Annotated in this window: 20 protein-coding genes; 11 read left to right on the plus strand and 9 right to left on the minus strand. The window is 68.8% G+C overall.

Annotated features, from left to right (window positions below):
• The first annotated feature begins 1 nt into the window (after window position 1).
• The 3 genes from GAS53_RS25645 (at window position 2) to serC (ending at window position 3,281) form a co-directional block, all read left to right on the plus strand.
• On the plus strand, window positions 2-742 hold the full coding sequence (locus GAS53_RS25645) for a GTP-binding protein (RefSeq protein WP_151480119.1): 741 nt from the start codon (window positions 2-4) through the stop codon (window positions 740-742).
• Window positions 739-2,004, plus strand: coding sequence for a cytochrome P450 (locus GAS53_RS25650; protein ID WP_151480058.1), 1,266 nt, complete (start codon window positions 739-741; stop codon window positions 2,002-2,004). The genes GAS53_RS25645 and GAS53_RS25650 overlap by 4 nt, the downstream gene beginning before the upstream one ends.
• A gap of 158 nt (window positions 2,005-2,162) precedes the next feature.
• Window positions 2,163-3,281, plus strand: coding sequence for a phosphoserine transaminase (gene serC, locus GAS53_RS25655; protein WP_151480059.1), 1,119 nt, complete (start codon window positions 2,163-2,165; stop codon window positions 3,279-3,281).
• Window positions 3,282-3,374: 93 nt separating this feature from the next.
• Here the strand turns inward: serC and GAS53_RS25660 are convergent, their stop codons facing one another.
• Together GAS53_RS25660 and GAS53_RS25665 are read right to left on the minus strand one after the other, a co-directional pair.
• Entirely contained in the window at window positions 3,375-4,205 is an 831-nt protein-coding gene (locus GAS53_RS25660; protein ID WP_151480060.1) for an ABC transporter permease, read from the minus strand.
• Complete coding sequence (locus GAS53_RS25665; protein ID WP_151480061.1) at window positions 4,202-5,239, minus strand: ATP-binding cassette domain-containing protein; 1,038 nt, start codon at window positions 5,237-5,239, stop codon at window positions 4,202-4,204. Before GAS53_RS25665 ends, GAS53_RS25660 begins: the two co-directional genes overlap by 4 nt.
• 133 nt (window positions 5,240-5,372) lie before the next feature.
• Between GAS53_RS25665 and GAS53_RS25670 the strand changes: the two genes are divergently transcribed.
• Together GAS53_RS25670 and GAS53_RS25675 are read left to right on the plus strand one after the other, a co-directional pair.
• On the plus strand, window positions 5,373-6,179 hold the full coding sequence (locus tag GAS53_RS25670) for a TetR/AcrR family transcriptional regulator (RefSeq protein ID WP_151480062.1): 807 nt from the start codon (window positions 5,373-5,375) through the stop codon (window positions 6,177-6,179).
• A gap of 43 nt (window positions 6,180-6,222) precedes the next feature.
• Window positions 6,223-6,633, plus strand: a complete 411-nt coding sequence (locus GAS53_RS25675) for a PPOX class F420-dependent oxidoreductase (RefSeq protein WP_151480063.1) — start codon at window positions 6,223-6,225, stop codon at window positions 6,631-6,633.
• A gap of 93 nt (window positions 6,634-6,726) precedes the next feature.
• On the opposite strand, the gene GAS53_RS25680 is transcribed toward GAS53_RS25675, so the two are convergent.
• On the minus strand, window positions 6,727-7,719 hold the full coding sequence (locus tag GAS53_RS25680; RefSeq protein ID WP_151480064.1) for a WD40 repeat domain-containing protein: 993 nt from the start codon (window positions 7,717-7,719) through the stop codon (window positions 6,727-6,729).
• An 88-nt stretch (window positions 7,720-7,807) separates the two neighbouring features.
• Here GAS53_RS25680 and GAS53_RS25685 point away from each other — a divergent pair, with 88 nt between their 5' ends.
• Window positions 7,808-8,491, plus strand: a complete 684-nt coding sequence (locus GAS53_RS25685; RefSeq protein ID WP_151480065.1) for an SGNH/GDSL hydrolase family protein — start codon at window positions 7,808-7,810, stop codon at window positions 8,489-8,491.
• 177 nt (window positions 8,492-8,668) lie between these two features.
• Here GAS53_RS25685 and GAS53_RS25690 read toward each other — a convergent pair whose 3' ends face one another.
• A complete protein-coding gene (locus GAS53_RS25690) occupies window positions 8,669-9,298 on the minus strand; it encodes a class I SAM-dependent methyltransferase (protein WP_151480066.1) in 630 nt (209 codons plus the stop codon).
• Between the two features lie 486 nt (window positions 9,299-9,784).
• Between GAS53_RS25690 and GAS53_RS25695 the strand changes: the two genes are divergently transcribed.
• The gene (locus tag GAS53_RS25695) at window positions 9,785-10,264 is read left to right on the plus strand and encodes a MarR family winged helix-turn-helix transcriptional regulator (RefSeq protein WP_151480067.1); all 480 of its coding nucleotides are present in this window, start codon (window positions 9,785-9,787) and stop codon (window positions 10,262-10,264) included.
• Between the two features lie 111 nt (window positions 10,265-10,375).
• On the opposite strand, the gene GAS53_RS25700 is transcribed toward GAS53_RS25695, so the two are convergent.
• Window positions 10,376-11,305, minus strand: coding sequence for a nuclear transport factor 2 family protein (locus tag GAS53_RS25700; protein ID WP_151480068.1), 930 nt, complete (start codon window positions 11,303-11,305; stop codon window positions 10,376-10,378).
• A gap of 171 nt (window positions 11,306-11,476) precedes the next feature.
• On the opposite strand from GAS53_RS25700, the gene GAS53_RS25705 reads away from it, so the two are divergent.
• Window positions 11,477-12,472 (plus strand): aldo/keto reductase, encoded by a 996-nt coding sequence (locus tag GAS53_RS25705; RefSeq protein WP_151480069.1) that lies wholly within the window; start codon window positions 11,477-11,479, stop codon window positions 12,470-12,472.
• A 237-nt stretch (window positions 12,473-12,709) separates the two neighbouring features.
• On the opposite strand, the gene thpR is transcribed toward GAS53_RS25705, so the two are convergent.
• The 3 genes from thpR to GAS53_RS25720 form a co-directional block, all read right to left on the minus strand.
• A complete protein-coding gene (gene thpR, locus GAS53_RS25710; protein ID WP_151480070.1) occupies window positions 12,710-13,294 on the minus strand; it encodes an RNA 2',3'-cyclic phosphodiesterase in 585 nt (194 codons plus the stop codon).
• 73 nt (window positions 13,295-13,367) lie between these two features.
• Window positions 13,368-14,762: an MFS transporter gene (locus GAS53_RS25715; RefSeq protein WP_151480071.1), complete on the minus strand. Its 1,395-nt coding sequence runs from the start codon at window positions 14,760-14,762 to the stop codon at window positions 13,368-13,370.
• A gap of 75 nt (window positions 14,763-14,837) precedes the next feature.
• Window positions 14,838-15,275, minus strand: coding sequence for a MarR family winged helix-turn-helix transcriptional regulator (locus GAS53_RS25720; RefSeq protein WP_151480072.1), 438 nt, complete (start codon window positions 15,273-15,275; stop codon window positions 14,838-14,840).
• A gap of 166 nt (window positions 15,276-15,441) precedes the next feature.
• On the opposite strand from GAS53_RS25720, the gene GAS53_RS25725 reads away from it, so the two are divergent.
• Entirely contained in the window at window positions 15,442-15,633 is a 192-nt protein-coding gene (locus GAS53_RS25725) for a ribbon-helix-helix protein, CopG family (RefSeq protein WP_151480073.1), read from the plus strand.
• Window positions 15,634-15,647: 14 nt separating this feature from the next.
• On the opposite strand, the gene GAS53_RS25730 is transcribed toward GAS53_RS25725, so the two are convergent.
• Entirely contained in the window at window positions 15,648-17,099 is a 1,452-nt protein-coding gene (locus GAS53_RS25730; RefSeq protein WP_151480074.1) for an NCS2 family permease, read from the minus strand.
• Between the two features lie 150 nt (window positions 17,100-17,249).
• Here GAS53_RS25730 and GAS53_RS25735 point away from each other — a divergent pair, with 150 nt between their 5' ends.
• Entirely contained in the window at window positions 17,250-17,570 is a 321-nt protein-coding gene (locus tag GAS53_RS25735) for a DUF2530 domain-containing protein (protein ID WP_151480075.1), read from the plus strand.
• A 111-nt stretch (window positions 17,571-17,681) separates the two neighbouring features.
• Window positions 17,682-20,093 (plus strand): HAD-IC family P-type ATPase, encoded by a 2,412-nt coding sequence (locus GAS53_RS25740; protein ID WP_151480076.1) that lies wholly within the window; start codon window positions 17,682-17,684, stop codon window positions 20,091-20,093.
• The last annotated feature ends 65 nt before the right edge of the window (window positions 20,094-20,158 follow it).

Here is a 20,158-nt window from a genome sequence, read left to right on the forward strand (position 1 = left end):
GATCTCTGGCGTCGCAGCCTCTGACGTCCGAACTCCCGACGCCCGAACTCCCGACGCCCGCACGCCACTTGGAGCGACGGTCGACAACGGCCTGAAGATCGTGGTCGTCGGCGGCTTCGGCGTCGGCAAGACCACGATGATCCACTCGGTGAGCGAGATACGTCCCCTCAGCACCGAGGAGACGATCACGCGGGCCGGCGAGACGGTCGACGACACCAGCGCGGTGCCCGACAAGTCCGATACCACCGTCGCCTTCGACTTCGGCCGCATCACGCTCAGCGCCCGCACCGTCCTCTACCTCTTCGGCGCGCCCGGCCAGGAGCGCTTCTGGTACCTCTGGGACCGGCTCTTCTCCGGCGCGCTCGGCGCGGTCGTGCTCGTCGACACCCGCCGTATCGACGACTCCTGGTACGCCATCGACCGCCTCGAACACCTCGGCACCCCGTTCATCGTCGCCCGCAACGACTTCGGCGGCCCCGCGCACACCGCCGAGCAGGTACGTGACGCCCTCGACCTCGCCCCGCACATCCCGCTCGTCGACTGCGACGCACGCTCCCGCGCGTCCGGCAAACGGGTCCTGATCACGCTGGTCGAGCACCTCAAGAGCCTGCACCTGTCTCACCTGGCCAGGAATCCGTACGCGACCCAAGGCGCCCCGCTCCAGGTAAGCCCGCCCGTCGTAGGCCCGTCCGCCGTAGGCCCGTCCGTCGCAAGCCCGCCCGTCCAGGAGTTGGCCCAGTGAACCCCGACCCCGTGCCCCTCAACGGGGCCAGGTTCCGGTCCGAACCAGCCGAGCTGTACCGGGAGTTGCGGCGCGAGCACGGCGCCGTGGCGTCGGTGCTGCTCGACGGAGACATCCCGGCGTGGCTCGTGCTCGGCTACCGCGAACTGCACCAAGTCACCGGCGACCCCGTGCTGTTCAGCCGCGACTCCGCCCTGTGGAACCAGTGGGACCACATCCCCGACGACTGGCCGCTGCTGCCGGTGATCGGCCGCGGCCAGCCCTCCATCCTCTACACCGTCGGCGAACGCCACCGCGAGCGCGCCGCGATGGTCAGCGACGCCCTCGAAGGCGTCGGCCCCTTCGAACTGCGTGCCCACGCCGAGCGGTTCGCCGACGAGCTGATCGACGCGGTGTGCGCCAAGGGCGCGGCGGATCTCGTCGCGGACTACGCGACCCTGCTCCCCGTACGCGTCCTCGCCACCCTCTTCGGCTTCGCCGACGAGCAGGGCCCGGGCCTGGTTGCCGCCCTGAACGACATGATCAACGGACGGGAGGACGCCATCGCCGGACAGCTGCACGTGGCCGCCTCCATGGCACGGCTGGTGGCGGACCGGGCGGCACGCCCCGCCGACGACGTCGTCAGCCGCATGCTCGCGATGACCCTTTCAGGGCATTCCCAGCATTCCCACGGGGGCGCGGGCTCCGGCGGCTTCACGCACGAGGAGATCACCCAGGACCTGATGGTCATGATGGCCGCGGGCCATCAGCCGACCGCCGACTGGATCGGCAACTCGCTGCGGCTGATGCTGACCGACGAACGTTTCGCGGCCTCGCTCTTCGGCGGCCGGCGCAGTGTCGCCGAGGCCATGAACGAGGTCCTGTGGGAGGACACCCCCACCCAGAACGTGGCCGGCCGCTGGGCCTCCCGCGACACCCGCCTCGGCGGCCGCACCGTCCACACCGGCGACCTGCTGCTGCTCGGCCTCCAGGCCGCCAACCACGACCCGCAGGTCCGCACCCACGGCTCCGCCCTCACCGGCGGCAACAGCGCGCACTTCTCCTTCGGCCACGGCGAGCACCGGTGTCCGTTCCCGGCTCAGGAGATCGCGGAGGTCATCGCGCGTACGGCCATCGAGGTCGTACTGGACCGCCTGCCGGACATCGATCTGGCCGTACCCGCCGAGTCGTTGACGCGTCGGCCCTCGCCGTGGCTGCGGGGGCTGACGGAACTGCCCGTGCGTTTCACTCCGGCCCCGGCCCTGGGAGGCGCCCCCGCATGACGACTCGTATCGCCCTGGACCCGTTCGTGTGGACCCGTTCATCCATCAGCGGCTCCGCCGCGGGCCGGCACAACCCCCACCGTGGCATCGCGTCTCTTCGCGTCTCATCCGACGGACGACGTTTCGCCCAGGTTTCCTGAAACGGATACGCTCCCGTCGTGGCTGATATCCAGATCCCCGCTGACCTCAAGCCCGCCGACGGACGTTTCGGCGCGGGCCCCTCCAAGGTGCGTACGGAGTCGCTGACAGCGCTCGCCGCCACTGGCACGTCACTGATGGGCACGTCCCACCGCCAGGCCCCGGTCAAGAACCTCGTGGGGAAGGTCCGCGAGGGTGTGAGCGACCTCTTCCAGCTCCCTGAGGGCTACGAGGTCGTCCTCGGCAACGGCGGCTCGACGGCGTTCTGGGACGTGGCGACCCACGGCCTGATCGAGAACAAGTCGCAGCACCTCACCTTCGGTGAGTTCAGCTCCAAGTTCGCGAAGGCGGCCAAGCTGGCGCCCTGGCTGGCCGAGCCGGACGTCATCTCCTCCGAGCCGGGCACTCACCCGGAGCCGGTCGCCCAGTCGGGCGTGGACGTCTACGCCCTCACCCACAACGAGACCTCCACCGGCGTCGCGGCCCCGATCAAGCGGATCGCCGGCGCCGACGAGGGCTCCCTGGTCGTCGTGGACGCGACGAGCGGCGCGGGCGGGCTGCCCGTCGACATCGCGGAGACAGACGTCTACTACTTCGCCCCGCAGAAGTCGTTCGCCGCGGACGGCGGCCTGTGGATCGCGATCTTCTCCCCGGCCGCGCTCGAGCGCGCCGAGCGCGTCCACGCGAGCGGACGCCACGTCCCGGAGTTCTTCTCGCTCCCCACCGCGATCGACAACTCCCGCAAGAACCAGACGTACAACACCCCGGCCCTCGCCACCCTCTTCCTCCTGAACGACCAGTTGGAGTGGCTGAACGGCCAGGGCGGTCTCGACTGGTCGGTCCGCCGCACGGCGACCTCCTCGCGCACGCTGTACGGCTGGGCCGAGGACGTCAAGTACGCGAACCCGTTCGTCACCGACCCGGCCAAGCGCTCCCAGGTCATCGGCACGATCGACTTCACGGACGACGTCGACGCGGCCGCCGTCGCCAAGGTCCTGCGCGCCAACGGCATCGTCGACACCGAGCCCTACCGCAAGCTCGGCCGCAACCAGCTCCGTGTCGCGATGTTCCCGGCGATCGACCCGGCGGACATCGAGGCACTCACGAAGTGCGTCGACTACGTGATCGAAAAGCTGTAGCGATTCCCGCTCGTACGGCGATGTTCGTACGGTGATGGGGGCGCCCGGCACTGGTGAAAGTGCCGGGCGCCCCCATCTCGCGTACCGGGAGGATCAGCGGCTGAGCTTCTGGAACCTCCGTACCGCCAGCGGAACGAAGATCAGCGTGAGGATCAGCGGCCACACGCCCGCCATCAGCAGTGCGTGCTGCTCGACCCACGCGTCGCCGCTGCCCACCGGCGTGCCGAACAGTTCACGCGTGGCCGCGGCCGTGGACGAGATCGGGTTCCAGGCCGCCACGAAGCCGAGCCAGTCGGGCATCAGTTGGGGCGCGACGAAGATGCTGGAGATCATCGTCAGGGGGAACGCGACCGCGAACAAGCCGCCCGCCGCCTCCGGGTTGGGCACGAGCAGGCCGAGCCACACCCCGAGCCAGATCAGCGCGAACCGCAGCCACAGCAGCAGCGCGAAGGCCCCCAGGAAACCGAAGCCGCCGTCGGGCCGCCAGCCCATGGCGAGCGCGGTGAGCATCAGGATCGTCAACTCCGCGCAGGCGACGACGAGATCGGTGACCCCGCGCCCGGCTACGACGGCGGACGGCGCCATCGGCATGGAGCGGAACCGGTCGATGACGCCCTTCGTGGAGTCGTAGACGACGAGCGTCGCGGTGTTGATGAACCCGAAGGCCATCGTCATCACGAACATGCCCGGCATCAGGAAGTCCCGGTAGTCGCCGCCGCCCGGCACCTTCATGGCGCTGCCGAAGACATACCCGTACAGCAGCACGGACAGGATCGGGAAGCCCAACTGCCAGGCGATGTTGATGGGTTGGCGCTGGTAGTGGGTGAGTCCGCGCCGGACGACGTTCCAGCAGTCGGCGAGCACCCAGTACGTACGGCCGCGGTCGTGAACGCCCGACCGGGTCACCTCGAGCGCGCCGCTCATGCCGCGACCTCCTTCGTGTTCTTCGTGTCCTTCGTGTTCTTCGTGTCCTTCAGGCTCTTCGCGTCCTTGGAATCCTCGGAAACCGTCTCCGTGTCCGTGCGGTGTCCGGTCAGGCGCAGGAACACGTCGTCGAGGCTCGGCCTGCGCAGTCCGATGTCCTCCACCCGCACGCCCTCGTCCTGGAGGGTCCGCGCCACCTCGGTGAGCGCCGCGACCCTGTCGGTCACGGGCGCGTGCACCCTCAACTCGGTCTCGTCCGACTCCGGTTCGCCGTCCGCGACCCGGGCGACGACCTTCACCACCTGGGCGATGTCGGTCCGCTCGGCGACGACGACCTCGATGCGGTCGCCGCCCACCGTGTTCTTCAGCCCGTCCGGGGTGTCGTCGGCGATGGCCCGCCCCTGGTCGATCACGGTGATGTGCGAGGCGAGCTTGTCGGCCTCCTCCAGATACTGCGTCGTCAGCAGTACGGTCGTGCCGCCCGCCACCAACTCCCGTACGGATTCCCAGACTTCGCCCCGGCTGCGGGGGTCGAGCCCGGTCGTCGGCTCGTCCAGGAACAGCACGCTCGGGGCGAGGATCATCGACGCGGCGAGGTCAAGGCGCCGCCGCATGCCGCCGCTGTACTTGTCGACTCCCTTGCCCGCGGCGTCCGTCAGGTCGAACTGCTCCAGCAACTCCGCCGCCCGCAGCCGTGCCCGGCGCCCGCCCAGGTGGAACAGCCGCCCGAACATCTCCAGGTTCTGCCGGCCGGTGAGCACCTCGTCCACGGCGGCGTACTGACCGGTGAGCCCGATCCTGGCCCGCACCTCCCGCGATTGCCGTGCGACATCCAGGCCCGCCACCTGCGCCCGTCCCCCGTCCAGCCTGACCAGCGTGGACAGAATGCGGACGGCGGTGGTCTTGCCCGCGCCGTTCGGCCCGAGCAGGCCGTGCACCGTGCCCTCCCGCACGGCCAGGTCGAAGCCGTCGAGGGCGCGCTTCTCCCCGTACCTCTTCTCGAGCCCCTCGGCCCGCACCGCGTAACCGCTCACAGCACTCCTCCACCCCTGAAATCCACCCGGGACCCACCCCGAAACCCGAACCCAGAACCCAAAACTGGGTACGCCGTACTCTGTTAAGAGTACACCGTACCCAGTTTTGGTCCAAGGGATTATTCTGGGGTCCATGACAAGCGGCTCGGGCGGTACCGACACCAGCGGGAGCGGAGACATCGTCCGCACCCTCCATCTGCTGTGGGACACCGGCAAGCGACCCAGCCGCGGCCCCAAACCGGGCCTCACGCTGGACCGGATCGTGGAAGCGGCGGTCCGGATCGCGGACACGGAGGGGCTGGAGGCCGTCTCGATGCGCCGGGTGTCCACGGAGCTCGGCACCGGCACGATGTCCCTCTACCGGTACGTTCCCGGCAAGGGCGAGCTGCTCGACCTGATGCTGGACCGCGTCCAGCGGCCGGGCGACGATCTTTCGGCCTTCGGCGACGACTGGCGCTCGGCCCTGGAGACCCTCGGCCGCGAGAGCCTCGCTCTCTACCAGCGCCACCCCTGGCTGCTGAAGGTCAACCAGTCCCGCCCGGTCCTCGGCCCGAGCGCCATCGACGGCATGGAGAAGGTGATCTCCCGCATCAAGCCCATGGGCCTGCGAGACCCGGAGCTGGTCTCGGTCGTCATCATGATCGACTCGTACGTCACCGGCGCCGCCCGCACCCAGCTGTACGCCAAGGAGGCGGAGCGCAGGACCGGTCTGACGGACGCGGAGTTCTGGGCCGCCCAGTATCCCGTCCTGGAGAAGATCATGGCCAGCGGCCGCTTCCCCGTGATGGCCTCGCTCTCCGAGGACTCCTTCGGCCCCGACTTCGACCACTTCGAGTTCGGACTGCAGCGAATCCTGGACGGGTTGGAAGTGTTCGTCGAGCACCGCACCCGCGACACGGGGTCGGACCAAGGGGCGGACGAGGGGCGCCGAAGCCAGTGACGAAACAGATGACAAACCGGGCGCCGAGTGCCTTTATGGAGGCATGAGCGCTCCGACTCCGAGCCCCGAGCTCACTCCCTTCGTCAAACAGTGGGCCGTCCTGCTCACCAGTCACAAGAAGGACGGCAGCGGCATCGGCACCCCCGTGAACATCGCCGTCGAGGGCGACCACGCGTACTTCCGCACCCCGGGCAGGGCCTGGAAGACCAAACGCCTGCGCAACAACCCGCAGGTGGAGATCGCCCCCTCCACCCTGCGCGGCGCACCGACGGGACCCGAGATCCACGCACGGGCCCGCCTCCTCGACCACGACAGCGAGGAGGACAAGCACGCGGCGAAGCTGCTCCGCCGCAAGTACCCGATCACGCAGGGCGTGTTCGTCCCGCTCGCACACAAGATCATGGGAACGCAGACGCTGCACTACGAGGTACGGGTACAGGACAGCGCCCCGTAAGGGGCGCGGGGCTGCATCGATATGCGGCTCCGCCGCGTGGGCGCGACCAGCCCCCACGGGCCCGCAGATAACATCACCGCGCCTCCAGCGGAGCTACTCGCGTCGGAGCAGCCGCTTGAGTCCGTAGATGACGGCGAGAGCGACGGCGAGAGCGATCGCGCCCGTCTTGACGTCGGCGTTCAGCCCGTCGCCGTCGTCGCCGGCTGAACTGCCGTCCCCGGAAGGAGACTTGCCGTCTCCCCCGCTGCCGCCCCCGCCCGGCACATTCCCCGGCTCCACCGAACTCTCGGACCCCTCGCTCCCGTACAGCAGCGTGGAACCGTCCGGGGTGTACGTCATCGACTCGCCCTGCCCCTGGAGCGGCACGCTCAGCCGGCCCTGCCGTTTCGGCTTCCCGTCGTTCCACTCGTACGCGATGCCGCCGAAGTAGCCGCGCACGGCGAGCTGTTCGCCGTCGGGCGAGAAGGCGCCGTCGGTGACCCAGAGGTCGATGTCGCCGACGCGCTTGAAGGTGTTGACGCCGGAGGCGGAGAGCTGGGCGGGCCCCTCGTACAGCCCGCCCCCGTTCTCGTTCTTCGAGACGATGTAGACCCGCCCCGTCTTGGGGTGCACCATGAGCGCCTCCGCGTCCCGGGCCCCGTCCGCGTACTTCACGTCGTACTGGGTGGCGCGGACGGTCTGGTTCTTGAGCTGCTTGGGCTCGGGGAGCTCGTAGATCCAGACGTGGTCCCAGGTGCCGCCGAGGTTGTCGCCGATGTCACCGACGTAGAGGTGGCCGTTGGGTCCGATGGAGATGGCCTCGACGTCCCGGGGGCGGCCGACGCCGGTCATGGTGACCGTCGCTACGGTCTCGCCGGTCTTGCTGTCGACGGCGTAGAGAAAGGCCCCGTCGTCGCTGTCGTTGTGGGTCCAATACACACCCGGGTGGGCACGGGAGGCGACGAGCCCGCTGGACTCGGTGATCCGGGGATCCTTGATCGTGAACCCGTCCGCTCCCTCCGCCCCGTCGTTATCGGCGGCAACGGCGGGCGCGGCGAGCACCACGGCAAGGAGGGCCCCGACAAGGAGCGCAAGCGAGCGACGCATGCCCCAAGCCTGCCATCCTCGCTGCAGGTTCAGCGTGAGTGTCAGGTCTCACACTCCTCCCCTCCCGGTGATCGTCCATGATGAGCGGATGCTCAGGTTCATGCCGGTCGGCGATTCCATGACCATCGGAAGCGCCGGCGAACACACATGGCGTTACCGAATGTGGCAGCACCTGCGCGCGACGTACGGCGGCCCGTTCAAGATCGTCGGCCCTCGCGAGACGCTCTACGACAAGGCCACGGACACCGCCGACTCGTACGAGTACGCCGACCCGGACTTCCCCCGCGCCCACCTGGCGGGCTGGGGCGAGGGCTGGCACCACCTGACCCCGCTGATCGCGGACGCGGTACGGGAGTCCCGCGCGGATGTGTTGTTGGTGTCGCTGGGCTTGATCGACCTCGGCTTCTACACGAACGCGCCCCAGACGGCGGAGAACGCCCGCACCTTCATCGCGGCGGCCCGCTCGGCGAACCCCCGCGTGTCGATGGTGCTCCTCCCGGTGATCCCGAACACCCGGGCGGACACGGACGCACCCTTCGCGGCGGAGGTCGTCCTCTTCAACGAACTCCTGGCGAAGGCGGTCGCGGACCTCGACGAGCCCGTGTCGCCTCTCCTCCTGGCCTCGGTCCCGCCCTCGTACGACATCAACCACGACACGTACGACGGCACCCACCCGAATGCCTCCGGCGAACACAAACTGGCGGCGGCGTTCGCCGAGGCGATGTATCAGGCGTGGGGTGTGGGTCAGCAGTACGCGGCCGGAAACGGCTGACTGAAACACGGCGTGGCCTGGTCAGCGTGCGTGTTTGTACTGCGCGCGGCCGCACTCGTCGGAGGAGCGGCCGGGGAGGAGCGCAACCGTGGACGCCGGCACAGAACGCGGCGCTTCGGACGAGCTTCATCCACGCGGATGATCTACACCACCCCGACCCAGGCCACGGGCCACGCTCTACGGGCGGCGGGCCAGCAAGTGGGTGTCGAGGAAGCCCCGCTCGGACGCTGGGTCGTGGAGCAACCGAGCCACCATGACGAGTCCGGCCCCGGCCAGCAACTCGGCAAACTGCTCCGCCGGCCAGCTGTAGGCGGGCGCCACCTTGTGGTCGAAGCGGACCGGCTCCGGCCCCTCGGTCCCGAAGAAGGACACCAGGAGCAGGCCCCCTGGTGTCAGGACACGTACCTGTTCAGCGAGCAGCGCGGGCAATTCTCCAGGTGGGGTATGGATCATCGAGTAGTGGGCCAGCACTCCGCCGAGCGCGCCGTCTCCGACCGGCAGGGCCTCCATTCGCGCTTCGTCGAACCGCAGCGCCGGATGGGCCCGCCGGGCGTGGGCGACCATGGCCGGGGAGAGGTCAAGCCCGAAGGCGTCCAACCCCAAGTCGTGCAGCATGGCCGTCAGATGACCGGGTCCGCACCCGACGTCGGCTGCCCGCCGGTTCCCCGTGGCACGCACGAGCTCGGCGAAGGTGCCGATCATGTTCCGCGCGAACGGCTGCGTCTCCAACCGATTGGCGAACATCGACGCGTACAGCTCGACGACCCCGTCGTAGGCCGTCCTGGTCTCGTCCTGGTGACTTAACACGGGAAGGAAGCTAACACCCGCGCCGTTCGCAGCTCTTCTCCGTCCCCTGGCTTGGTCACCGGTTGCGCCTGCAGTTGTTCATCTCGTTGGAAGGCAGACCGGACCGGCCCAAGTCGATGTCCATGGGAACGGGAGGCCCTCGCCAGACCGCCGTTCCAAGAATCAGGCGACGCTTCCTCGGTACTGACGCTGCGCCATCTCGAAGTAGCTGGTCAGGGAGCTGGTGTGGCACCAGGACTGAGCCCAGAGGGCACACAAGCGGCCCATCGAGCTTTTGCTGTGCTGCTGAAACTCGGGCTCTGGCACAGATTTCGTGAACGGAGCCAGGCCCTATTCCGGCCCTTCCCCTCGGGACTGATCGTCCCGTCACCTGAACACGGGACACCCTCTTGGTTCGGAGAATGCCCCGGGACTGACACCTTGGCCTCCGCCGGGTCCGCCGCCCCCTCTTGACCTCAACCAAACTTGAGTTCCTACGGTCGGCTCATGACGACACAGAGCCCGGCCCAGCCCAAGCCGTACCCCCACGACCGCCTCGCCGCCCAGCCCATCGGCTACTGGACGGGCGCCGCCTACCGCGAGGTGGTGGGCCGGATCCGCAAGGAGCTGGCGACGGAGTCGCTCACCCAGCCCCACTGGTGGATCCTCAACCATGTCGCGGCCGCCCCGGCCCACTGGACCCGAGCCGAACTCACCGCCAAACTCACCCGGTTCGACGACCAGGGCATCGACTTCGGCGAAGTGTTCGACGACCTGGCGAGGCGCCGCTGGACGACGGAGGACGAATCCGCCGCCTTCACCCTCACCGAAGCGGGCGAAGCGGGCCGTCTCCGAGCCAAGGAACGCAACGCCCGAGCACACGAGCAGATGCACGCGGGCATCACCGAGGAGGAGTACGTGGCCACCCTCGACGTCCTGCGCCGGGTGATTGCCAACCTGGGCGGGGACAGCGATCTGCCGGAGTAGCTCCGGCCCCTGCGGAGACAACAGGAACCACGTCGCAAGGGGCGATGCCGGAGCCTACGAGCACGACTTTCGAGTCCCGCCAGAGCCCCACCCAGACCTCCAAAGCCCCACCTAGAACATCGTGTTGTCGTTCGCAGAAGTGGCCGGCACATCCTGGAGTACGTCCCAGTGCTCCACGATCTTCCCGTTGCGCACCCGGAAGAGATCCACGACCGCCTGGCCCCGCTCGCCCGGCGTGTTCACGTAGTGGCTGTGGACCGCGACCAGGTCCCCCTCCGCGATGACCCGCTTGCGGGAGACCGACAGCTGCGGGAAGGCCTCGAAGTAGCCGCCGAGGCCGGCCTTCACGCCCGCCACGCCGTCCGCGATCGTGGGGTTGTGCTGGTGGTACTCGGAACCCCAGAACTTGTCGATCGCCGAGAGGTCCTTGTTCACCAGGAGCTGGTCGAACGCCTTCGTCACCAGCTTCTTGTTGTACGTGGTCAGCCACCGCGGCCCGGGCGACTCGGTCCGCGGCAGGCTCACCGTCGAGAACATGTCGTTGCCGTTGGCCGTGGTGTCCGGGACGTTCTGCACGGTGTCCCAGTGCTCGGCGATCTTCCCGTCCTGGAAGCGGAAGATGTCGAAGACGGCCGAGCCCCGGGTGCCCGGCGTCAGCACGACGTTGGAGTGCACGAGGACCAGGTCGCCCTCGGAGATGACCCGCTTGATGTCGTACTCGGCATCCGGGAACTGCTGGTGCAGACCCGCCCCCAGGTTCTTCAACGTCTCGGCACCATCAGGCGCGAGCGGGTTGTGCTGGATGTAGTCCGGCCGTACGAACCGGTCGACCACACCGGTGTCGCCCTGCTCGAACACACCCTTGAGGACTCGTGCGACAACGGCCTTCTGATAGTCGAGCCGCGCGGCGTCGCCGTATCCCTTGGAGTGCTGCGAGGCAGAGGACGGTACGGCGACGGCGGGTACGACCGCGGTTCCCAGCAGCGCGCTCGCGGCGAGCGCGGCGACGAGGACTCCGCGGACAGACGTGGTGGGGGTCACGATGCTCCATCTTTCAGACGAGTCCAGGAGGACCCGCGAACGGTCGAAGAGGCCGACGCAGCCGAATATTGAAAGTTCAAGCTGATCACGCCGCCCACAGGAAAGCACTAACCGTGAGTTAGCGTCAAGCCTCCTTGCCTAGAGCGCACTCCACGCCGTTGGCTAAGGACCATGAAGTACACGCAGCTGGGACGCACAGGACTCAAGGTCAGCCGACTCGTGCTCGGGACCATGAACTTCGGGCCGCAGACCGACGAGGCGGACAGTCACGCGATCATGGACGCGGCGCTGGACGCGGGCATTAACTTCTTCGACACCGCCAACGTGTACGGCTGGGGCGAGAACAAGGGCCGTACCGAGGAGATCATCGGGAACTGGTTCGCCAAGGGCGGCGAGCGCCGGGACAAGGTGGTCCTGGCCACCAAGGTGTACGGCAACATGGCCGCGGACGGCGACGGTCCCTGGCCCAACCACGACAAGCTCTCCGCGCTGAACATCCGGCGGGCCGTCGATGCCTCGCTGAAGCGGTTGCAGACCGACTACATCGACGTCTACCAGTTCCATCACGTCGACCGCCGCACTCCCTTCGAGGAGATCTGGCAGGCCATCGACGTGCTGGTCCAGCAGGGCAAGATCCTTTACGTGGGGTCGAGCAACTTCCCCGGGTACAAGATCGCCCAGGCCAACGAGATCGCCGCCCGCCGCGGCGGCACCATCGGCCTCGTCAGCGAGCAGTGCCTCTACAACCTCGCCGAGCGCCGCGCCGAGATGGAGGTCATCCCCGCCGCCCAGGACTACGGGCTCGGCGTCATCCCCTGGTCCCCGCTGCACGGCGGTCTGCTGGGTGGTGTGATCAAGAAGGAGGTCGAGGGCGGACGCAGGGCGAGCGGCCGGGCCGCCGACGCTCTCGCGAACACGACCATCCGCGCGCAGATCCAGGCGTACGAGGACCTGCTCGACAAGCACGGCCTGGAGCCCGGCGAGGCCGCCCTGGCCTGGCTGCTTACCCGGCCGGGTGTGACCGGTCCGATCGTCGGCCCGCGCACGGCCGAACAGCTCGACTCCGCCCTGCGGGCCGTCGAGCTGGAGCTCAGCGAGGAACTCCTGACCGGCCTGGACGAGATCTTCCCGGGCCCGGGGCCGTCACCGGAGGCCTTCGCCTGGTAGCGAGGCCTGACAGCCTGGCAGGGGCGCCCCGAAGGGGCGGGGAACTGCGCGACCAGCCACGACCGGCCCGCAGCCGACAGCCGACAGCCGCAGTTCCCCGGCCCTCCCAGCGGAGCACTCCGGTTACCCTCCTACCGCCGCCGCCAAGGCCACCACGACGAACATCAGCACAAGCACACCGGCCATGATCCGGTTCCGCGTCTTCGGGTCCACGCCATCGAGCGTAACCGGCCGCCCTCAAGCGCCCCCTACGAGGGGCCCGCCGAGAGCCCACTGCGTGAGCGTCTCGTAGCGCGGCTGCTCCCCCGGCACCCCCGACCTGGGCAGACGGCTCCGCACCAGGCACAGCTCACCGACCGTCCAGGGCCGCCCGGCGAAATCGTCCAGCGCGGAGACGTACGGCGAGAGGTCCGCAGCGTCACGGCCGCGCGCCACCGTGAGGTGCGGCCGGTACCGGCGGTGCTCCCCCATCGCCACGCCCGCCTTCCGCCCCGCCGCCTCCGCCCGCTCGGCGAGCAGCCGCATCGTAGGTACGTCACCCGTGGCGCCCACCCACAAGGCCCGGCCCCCGAAACGGCCCCCGCCGCGCAGCGACAAGGGGAACGGGTCGGTGCGGCTCGCCGCCCGCTCCAGCCGCGCCGACAGATCCGGTACGACCTCGTCGGCGACCTCTCCGTAGAACGCGAGCGTGAAGTGCCAGCCGGGCCGGCCGGTCCAGCGCAGCCCGCGGTCCGCTTCCGGCAGCTTCCTCAGCCCGTCCACCGCCGAGGCGAGTTCACTGGACACGTCCTCGGGCAGCAGCACGGCGGCGAAGAGTCTCATGGGACCAGTCTCCCCGCCGTCGCCTGCACGCCCGAGCGTGCCCTGGTCACCTCGGCCGGACGGCCGAGGCGCACTAAGCCACCGTCGCCAACTCCCGTTCCCGCTCCCGCTCCCCGTCCCGCGGTACGAACCGGACCTGCGGATGGCCTCGGCGCCAGCCCACCGACAGGCGCAGCCCGCCGACCCGGGCGAGGATCAGGCCCACCGCCACCGCGGCGGCCGCCGAGACGAGACCGCCCATCGCGAAGCCGATGCGCGGGCCGTACGTGTCGGTGATCCAGCCGACGATGGGCGCTCCCAGCGGCGTACCGCCGACGAAGACCATCATGAACAGGCTCATGACGCGGCCGCGCATGGCCGGATCGGTGGCCATCTGGACGCTGGCGTTGGCGGTCGTGTTGACCGTCAGGGCCGCCATGCCGATGGGCACGAGGAGCAGCGCGAAGAGCCAGAAGGACGGGGACAGGGCCGCCGCGATCTCCAGTACGCCGAACAGCAGGGCCGCGCCCACCAGGACCCGCAGCCGGGCCGAGGCGCGACGGGCGGAGAGCAGCGCTCCGGCGACCGAGCCGACCGCCATGAGGGTGTTGAGCAGGCCGTACGTTCCGGCGCCGGCGTGGTAGACCTCGTCGGCGAACGCGGTGAGCCAGATGGGGAAGTTGAAGCCGAAGGTGCCGATGAAGCCGATGAGCACGATCGGCCAGATCAGTTCGGGGCGGGAGCCCACATAGCGCAGTCCCTCCCTCAACTGGCCCTTGGCGCGCGGCACCCGCTCCACCTCGTACAGCTCGCTCGTACGCATGAGGAGCAGGCCGGTGATGGGCGCGAGGAAGGCGAGGCCGTTGATCAGGAAGGCCCAGCCGCTGCCGACGGTGGAGATCAGGACGCCCGCGACGGCGGGGCCGATGAGGCGGGCGGAGTGGAAGTTGGCGGAGTTGAGGCTGACGGCGTTGCGCACCTGGTCGGGGCCGACCATCTCGGAGACGAAGGTCTGCCGGGTCGGGTTGTCGACGACGGTGACCATGCCGAGCAGGAACGCGATCAGATAGACGTGCCAGACCTGCACATGTCCGGAGAGGGTGAGGGCGGCGAGCACGAGGCCGCAGACGCCCAGCGCGCCCTGGGTGAAGAAGAGCATCCGGCGCTTGGGGACACGGTCGGCGATGACACCGCCGTACAGGCCGAAGAGGAGCATCGGCAGGAACTGCAGCGCGGTCGTGATGCCGACGGCGGCGGAGGAGCCGGTCAGGCTCAGCACCAGCCAGTCCTGCGTGATGCGGGACATCCACGTGCCGGTGTTGGAGACGATGGCTCCGGTGGCGAAGAGCCGGTAGTTGCGGATCCTCAGCGAGCTGAAGGTGCCGGACTTACGTGGGGTGCTGGTCTTGCCTGTCGTGCCGGTCTTGCGTGTGGTGGTGTAGTCGGGTTCTGGTGCGGGGGCGGAGTCTGCTCCGGGTCCCGTACTCAACGGCGTTCGCCTCCTTGCGAAGTGGATGAGCTGGGCGAGTCGGACGAGGTCGGCCCGCTGATGCGTGAGGTCGGCCTACAGATGCGCGAGCTTCTCCAGGACGGGGGCGGCCTCGCGGAGCTTCGCCCAGTCGTCCTCGTCGAGGCCGTCGACCAGGGAGGCCAGCCACGCGTTCCGCTTGCGGCGGCTCTCGTCGAGCATGGCTTCGGCCCGCTCGGTCTGCGTGACGACCTTCTGGCGCCGGTCCTCGGGATGCGGCTCCAGCTTGACCAGGCCCTTGGCCTCGAGGAGCGCCACGATGCGGGTCATCGAGGGCGGCTGCACATGCTCCTTGCGGGCGAGCTCGCCCGGCGTGGCGGTGCCGCAGCGGGCAAGGGTGCCGAGGACCGACATCTCGGTCGGGCTCAGCGACTCGTCGACCCGCTGGTGCTTGAGTCGACGCGACAGGCGCATCACGGCGGATCGCAGGGAGTTCACGGCGGCAGCGTCGTCGCCATGGGTCAGGTCAGGCATGTTCTTTAGAGTAACTCATTACCCTACCTAAAGACCACCCGAGCATCACCGGAATGCCCGTGACTCCGGCCACTGAATCCTCGAGCCACCCCTTCGTCACCCGTATGAGTGAGACGAGCGCGGAAAGTGACACACCAGCCGGTACGGGCCAGCGACCCTCGTACGCATGGGGACCAGCGTGCTCAGCCTGCGGATAGACGGGGAGCTGCTCGAACGGCTCCGGGACCATGCGGCCAAACGGGGAATGAGCGTCCAGGACTACGTCGTCCGGACGCTCATTCGCGACGACTTCGACGAGCGGTTCCAGACCGCGGTCGAGGAGACGGAAAAGTTCTACGGCGTCAACGGGGTCACCTGAGACCCGCGCGCGCCTTACGTCAGACCCAGCGCCGGCATCAGGTAGTAGAAACCGAACACCGCCGACACCACGTACATCGCCACCGGCACGTCACGCCCGCGCCCGGCCGCCAGTCGCAGCACGACGAACGTGATGAAGCCCATGCCGATGCCGTTCGTGATCGAGTACGTGAACGGCATCATCAGCATCGTCACGAACGCGGGGATCGCGATCGTGTGGTCGCTCCAGTCGATCTGGCGGATCGAGCCGGACAGGATCAGGAAGCCGACCGCGAGCAGCGCGGGCGTGGCGGCCTGGGACGGGACCATCGTGGCGACCGGGGTCAGGAAGAGCGCGACGGCGAAGAGTCCACCGGTGACGACGTTCGCGAAGCCGGTCCTGGCCCCCTCGCCGACGCCCGCCGTGGACTCCACGAAGCAGGTGGTGGCCGAGGACGAGGTGGCGCCGCCCGCGGCGACCGCGATGCCGTCGACGAAGAGGACCTTGTTGATGCCGGGCATGTTGCCCCGGTCGTCGGTCAGCTCGGCCTCGTCACCGATGCCCATGATCGTGCCCATCGCGTCGAAGAAGCACGACAGCAGGACCGTGAAGACGAACAGCACACCGGTCAGCAGGCCGACCTTGTCGAATCCGCCGAAGAGGCTGACGTCCCCGACGAGCCCGAAGTCGGGACTCGCGACCGGGTTGCCGGGCCACTTCGGGGTGGTCAGGCCCCAGGACGGCACCGTGGCGACGGCGTTGATGACGACCGCGACGACCGTCATGGCGACGATCGAGATGAGGATCGCGCCCGGCACCTTGCGCGTGATCAGCGCCAGCGTGAGAAGCGTGCCGAGGACGAAGACGAGTACGGGCCAGCCGGTGAGGTGGCCGGTCGCGCCGAGCTGCAGCGGCACACTCGTCTGGGCGACGTCCGGGATGCGCGAGACGAAGCCGGAGTCGACGAGGCCGATCAGCATGATGAACAGGCCGATACCGATCGCGATGCCCTTGCGCAGGCCGAGCGGCACGGCGTTCATCACGCGCTCACGCAGACCGGTGGCGACGAGGAGCATCACCACGAAGCCCGCAAGGACCACCATGCCCATGGCGTCCGGCCAGGACATCCTGGGCGCCAGCTGGAGCGCGACGACCGTGTTCACGCCGAGGCCGGCGGCGAGCGCGATCGGTACGTTGCCGATGACGCCCATCAGAAGCGTGGTGAACGCCGCGGTCAGCGCGGTCGCGGTGACCAGCTGGCCGTTGTCCAGCTGGTGTCCGTACATGTCCTTCGCGCTGCCCAGGATGATCGGGTTCAGCACGATGATGTAGGCCATCGCGAAGAAGGTGGCGAAACCGCCGCGGATCTCGCGCGACAGCGTGCTGCCGCGCTCGGAGATCCGGAAGTGGCGGTCGAGGGCGCCGGAGGCGGACCGGGTGTCCGGCCGCTTGGGCGCGGGGGCCTTGGCGGGGGCCGAGGTGGGCATGCGGGGACCTCATCACCAGCGGACATCCCGATGCCCTTTTGGTGTTTCATACGAACGGAAATGGCCAGAAGCAAACCGTTTCAGTATGAACATATAACTCGGAGAACGCTATCTGCGCGCGTAGACCTGATCGCCTCGTAAGCTGTCCCCATGGCGAAGTGGACCCCCAAGCACGAAGCACCGGAACCCCTGGAGGGTCCCGTCGTCGCCACCATCACAGGCGGCACGATCCTCTGGTTCGTCCTCTTCCTGGCGCAGCTGCCGTTCTACGGCTGGTTCGACGACCACGGGCATCTGTGGTGGCTGTGGACCTGCCTGGCCGGCGCGGGCCTCGGCCTGATCGGCATCTGGTACGTACGGAAGCGGGACGCGGCGATCAAGCGGGACGCGGCGGCGGAGGCGTCCGCAGACACTCGGGCGAAGGCCTCCACATCCGACAGCCCTGACGTGGCCGACCCGGTCACGGAATAGCTGCTTCCGCAAGGCTCCGTACAACCACGGCATCATTCCGAGTCCTCCCCTGGTCGGATCTTTGCCGCACTCGGCGGGTGAAGCCGTATTTCCCCCCGTACCGTCGGATGCATGACGCACATCGACGCGGGCGCGGAACTCGACCCTGTGCATCCGGTACCGATACCCGCCCCTGCGCCGCGGGCGGAGGGACTCACCGCGGCGGAGGTCGCGGAGCGGGTGGCGCGGGGCGAGGTCAACGACGTCCCCGTGCGCAGCAGTCGCTCCACGGCCGACATCATCCGCGCGAACGTCTTCACCCGGTTCAACGCGATCATCGGCGTGCTCTGGCTGATCATGATGTTCGTCGCGCCGTTCCAGGACAGCCTGTTCGGCTATGTGATCCTCGCGAACACCGGGATCGGCATCATCCAGGAGCTGCGCGCGAAGAAGACCCTGGACTCGCTGGCGGTGATCGGCGAGGCACGGCCGACCGTACGAAGAGCCGGCATCGCGGCCGAGGTCAGCACCTCCGAGATCGTGCTCGGGGATCTGATCGAGATCGGGCCGGGCGACAAGATCGTCGTGGACGGCGAGTGCGTCGAGATCGACGGCCTCGAGATCGACGAGTCACTGCTCACCGGCGAGGCGGACCCGGTCGTCAAGCAGCCCGGCGACCAGGTCATGTCCGGCAGCTTCGTGGTGGCGGGCGGCGGCGCGTTCACCGCGACGAAGGTGGGACGCGAGGCGTACGCGGCGCAGCTCGCCGAGGAGGCGAGCCGCTTCACGCTCGTCCACTCCGAGCTGCGGACCGGTATCTCCACCATCCTCAAGTACGTGACATGGATGCTGATCCCGGCCGCGATCGGCCTGGTCATCACCCAGCTCGTCGCCAAGGACAACGACTTCAAGGACTCCGTCGCGCGCGCCGTCGGCGGCATCGTGCCGATGGTCCCGGAGGGCCTGGTCCTCCTCACCTCCGTCGCCTTCGCGATCGGCGTCATCAGACTTGGCCGGAAACAGTGCCTCGTCCAGGAACTTCCGGCCATCGAGGGGCTCGCCCGCGTCGACACGGTCTGCCTCGACAAGACGGGCACGCTCACCGAGGGCGGCATGGACGTCACCGAGCTGCGCTCACTCAACGGCAGCGACGAGACGTACGTACGGAAGGTCCTCGGCGCCCTCGGCGAGTCGGACCCGCGTCCGAACGCCTCCCTCCAGGCGATCATCGACGCCTACCCGGACAACAACGAGGACTGGCGCCACCTCGAGTCGCTGCCCTTCTCGTCCGCGCGGAAGTACAGCGGAGCGTCCTTCAACGAGGGCGACGGCGAGGCGAGTACGTGGCTGCTGGGCGCCCCGGACGTGCTGCTGCCCGACCGGGACCCGGCGCTCGCAGAGACCGAGCAGCTCAACGAGCAGGGTCTACGGGTCCTGCTGCTCGCCCGGGCCGTCAAGGACCTCGACGATCCCCAGGTCCAGGAGGGCGCCCGGCCCACCGCGCTCGTCGTACTCGAGCAGCGGCTGCGGCCCGACGCGGCGGACACCCTGCGCTACTTCGACGAGCAGGACGTACGCGCCAAGGTCATCTCCGGCGACAACGCCGTGTCGGTCGGCGCGGTCGCCGCCAAGCTCGGTCTGCCCGGGGCCGCCGCCACGGTCGACGCGCGCCGGCTCCCCACCGAGAAGGAGGAGATGGCGAAGGCGCTGGACGAGGGCACGGTGTTCGGGCGGGTCACCCCGCAGCAGAAGCGGGACATGGTGGGCGCGCTCCAGTCCCACGGGCACACCGTGGCGATGACCGGTGACGGTGTGAACGACGTGCTCGCCCTCAAGGACGCCGACATCGGCGTCGCGATGGGGTCCGGGTCCGAGGCCACCCGGGCCGTCGCCCAGATCGTGCTGCTCAACAACAGCTTCGCGACGTTGCCTTCGGTGGTCGCGGAGGGGCGCCGGGTCATCGGGAACATCACGCGGGTCGCGACGTTGTTCCTCGTCAAGACCGTGTACTCGGTGCTGCTGGCTGTGATGGTGGTGTGCTCGCAGGTGGAGTATCCGTTCCTGCCGCGGCACCTGACCTTGCTTTCGACGCTGACGATCGGTGTGCCGGCGTTCTTCCTCGCGCTCGCGCCCAACAAGGAGCGGGCCAGGCCGCACTTCGTGCGACGGGTGATGCGGTACTCGATTCCGGGTGGGGTCGTCGCGGCGGTGGCCACCTTCAGTACGTATCTGCTGGCCCGTCACCACTACACGGGTGAGGGGGCGTTGGACGCGGAGACCAGTGCGGCGACGTTGACGCTGTTCCTGATCGCCATGTGGGTGCTCGCGATCATCGCGCGGCCCTATACCTGGTGGCGGATCGGGCTGGTTGCCGCGATGGGGCTCGGGTTCGTGATCGTGCTTGTGGTGCCCTGGCTTCAGGAGTTCTTCGCGTTGAAGCTGGTGGGGACGACTATGCCGTGGACTGCCGTCGGCATCGCGGCGGTTGCGGCTGTGACTCTGGAGTTCGCGTGGAAGTGGGTTGACCGCAGGTTCCCGGCGTGAGCGCTCCGCGCGGGGTCGGTGCGGTCCGGTTTGTGTGTGCGGGTCGGTGGGGGCTGGTCGCGCAG

Source organism: Streptomyces albicerus (assembly GCF_008905045.1).
GTDB classification, from domain to species: Bacteria; Actinomycetota; Actinomycetes; order Streptomycetales; family Streptomycetaceae; genus Streptomyces; species Streptomyces albicerus.

What these genes read in the sequence shown, in the direction of transcription:
- GAS53_RS25660 (WP_151480060.1), bottom strand. Translation starts at nt 4,205, where the DNA reads ATGAGCGGCGCGCTCGAGGTGACCCGGTCGGGCGTTCACGACCGCGGC.
- GAS53_RS25670 (WP_151480062.1), top strand. Translation starts at nt 5,373, where the DNA reads ATGACAAGCGGCTCGGGCGGTACCGACACCAGCGGGAGCGGAGACATC.
- GAS53_RS25675 (WP_151480063.1), top strand. Translation starts at nt 6,223, where the DNA reads ATGAGCGCTCCGACTCCGAGCCCCGAGCTCACTCCCTTCGTCAAACAG.
- GAS53_RS25680 (WP_151480064.1), bottom strand. Translation starts at nt 7,719, where the DNA reads ATGCGTCGCTCGCTTGCGCTCCTTGTCGGGGCCCTCCTTGCCGTGGTG.
- GAS53_RS25685 (WP_151480065.1), top strand. Translation starts at nt 7,808, where the DNA reads ATGCTCAGGTTCATGCCGGTCGGCGATTCCATGACCATCGGAAGCGCC.
- GAS53_RS25695 (WP_151480067.1), top strand. Translation starts at nt 9,785, where the DNA reads ATGACGACACAGAGCCCGGCCCAGCCCAAGCCGTACCCCCACGACCGC.
- GAS53_RS25705 (WP_151480069.1), top strand. Translation starts at nt 11,477, where the DNA reads ATGAAGTACACGCAGCTGGGACGCACAGGACTCAAGGTCAGCCGACTC.
- thpR (WP_151480070.1), bottom strand. Translation starts at nt 13,294, where the DNA reads ATGAGACTCTTCGCCGCCGTGCTGCTGCCCGAGGACGTGTCCAGTGAA.
- GAS53_RS25720 (WP_151480072.1), bottom strand. Translation starts at nt 15,275, where the DNA reads ATGCCTGACCTGACCCATGGCGACGACGCTGCCGCCGTGAACTCCCTG.
- GAS53_RS25725 (WP_151480073.1), top strand. Translation starts at nt 15,442, where the DNA reads ATGGGGACCAGCGTGCTCAGCCTGCGGATAGACGGGGAGCTGCTCGAA.
- GAS53_RS25730 (WP_151480074.1), bottom strand. Translation starts at nt 17,099, where the DNA reads ATGCCCACCTCGGCCCCCGCCAAGGCCCCCGCGCCCAAGCGGCCGGAC.
- GAS53_RS25735 (WP_151480075.1), top strand. Translation starts at nt 17,250, where the DNA reads ATGGCGAAGTGGACCCCCAAGCACGAAGCACCGGAACCCCTGGAGGGT.
- GAS53_RS25740 (WP_151480076.1), top strand. Translation starts at nt 17,682, where the DNA reads ATGACGCACATCGACGCGGGCGCGGAACTCGACCCTGTGCATCCGGTA.